Source organism: Methanobrevibacter sp. (assembly GCF_045577275.1).
GTDB lineage: Archaea > Methanobacteriota > Methanobacteria > Methanobacteriales > Methanobacteriaceae > Methanobrevibacter.
On sequence record NZ_JAZNIB010000083.1, the window covers coordinates 1 to 1,662 of the forward strand.

Below are 1,662 nucleotides of genomic sequence, written 5' to 3' on the forward strand. Positions count from 1 at the left end.
AAATTTTATTTTATCTTATTTTAAGTTTTATTTTATTTTATTTTAAATTCATTTTAAACAAAGTATTAATATTAGTTTTTTAATAGAATTTTATAGTAATGTTTTTTAGAATCTATGGATTCTTAAAGTCTTAAAGATTTAAAAGACTTTTTATTTTATAATGCAGTATATTGATTTAGATTAATGGAAGTAAAGATTATGCAAGTTATAGCAGACCTTGGTGGAACTCCTGGAAAAGATTGCAGAGGCTTTTGTAAGTTTTGCTACTTTAGAAAAGTGAAACCACTGACAGAAGCTCTAGGATGCCAACATTGTCCCCCTAACAAAGTAGGTTGTCCAAGATGTTTGGAAGGAGTTCAGGAAGCAGGAAAGCCATTTCAACAGCCATTCTCTGTCATCAGTGAAGTTCAAATGGCTTTGATGATGAATCCTGTAAGAGATGCTAACTTGAAGGTTAACATAAGCGGTGGAGGAGATGTCAGCTGTTATCCTCACCTTGAAGAATTGATTGCTGGATTATACCAAATGCAATTGCCAATTCACTTAGGTTATACAAGTGGAAAGGGGATTGATGATGGAGATATAGCTACTCAATTCCTAAATCAAGGTGTGAATGAGGTAACTTACACTATTTTTGCAGCAGACCCAAAACTCAGAAAGGAGTGGATGTTGGATCCAAGTCCAGAAGAATCTCTTAAAGCTGCTCAACTTTTTGCTGAAGGTGCAGATTTGCATGCTGCAGCTGTAATCATTCCTGGTGTCAATGATGGTGCAGTGCTACAGAACACCTGTGAGAAATTGGAGGAATGGGGAGCAAAGGCATTGATGATGATGCGTTTTGCAAACAGTTATGATCAAGGTTTGATTTTAGGCAATGAACCTGTTGTTGAAGGTATCGTTCCTCATGAGCCTCTTGAATTTGAAGAGCTTGTAAAACAAATAAACAGTGAATACAATCTTAGGGTGACTGGAACTCCGTTATCAGATCCGACAATTGGCGCACCATTTATTTTAGCTAAGGATGAATATGAGGAATTTTTAGGAATATTGCCTCAAGTCACTGGTGAAGCTACACTTTTAACCTCTAAAATTGCAGCTCCATTCTTGAAGAAGATTTTTGATAAAATAGCTCCTGATAATGTCAATGTTGTAGCCACCAAGAAGGACATTGCTTGCTTGATGACAAAGCAAGACCTTGAAGTCTTGGATTTGGATGAGATAAAGGATGCAGTAATTCTTCCTGGAAGGGCTTTCATTCATCAATTGGATGCAGAAAGAATACTTAGTCAGGATGGAAAAAGCCGTCTTGTAGGATATGGTCCTGACACTTTAAGTGTTGATGGTGAGTTAAGCAGCGGTATGAGTGAGGAAGATGTAATTGAACATGAGCTTGGTTCATTCATTGATCTTATTCAAGCCATTAACTTCTTTGGAATGAAAAGGGCTTTTTAATTTTTAAATTTTTTATTTTTCACATTTTTCAAAAATAAAAACATAATAAAAATATAATATATATAATATAATTATATTATTTTCAATATTTTTTTATTATTATCAATATTTTTTTCAGTACCATTTCAATATTATTCCAATACTTTTTTAATATTTTTTCATTTATTGTAAAAATTTTGCATTTTTTTAAATTTTTTATAATTTTTTTAA

At 32.9% G+C, this 1,662-nt stretch carries 1 protein-coding gene; it reads left to right on the top strand.

Annotated elements, in window-relative coordinates; all coding sequences use genetic code 11:
• Positions 1 to 198 precede the first annotated feature (198 nt).
• On the top strand, positions 199 to 1,452 hold the full coding sequence (gene mmp10, locus ACKI67_RS02925) for a methyl coenzyme M reductase-arginine methyltransferase Mmp10 (protein ID WP_407461905.1): 1,254 nt from the start codon (positions 199 to 201) through the stop codon (positions 1,450 to 1,452).
• The last annotated feature ends 210 nt before the right edge of the window (positions 1,453 to 1,662 follow it).

Bases quoted from the DNA above. Each gene is read 5' to 3' on its own strand.
- mmp10 (WP_407461905.1), top strand. From the start codon at position 199: ATGCAAGTTATAGCAGACCTTGGTGGAACTCCTGGAAAAGATTGCAGA.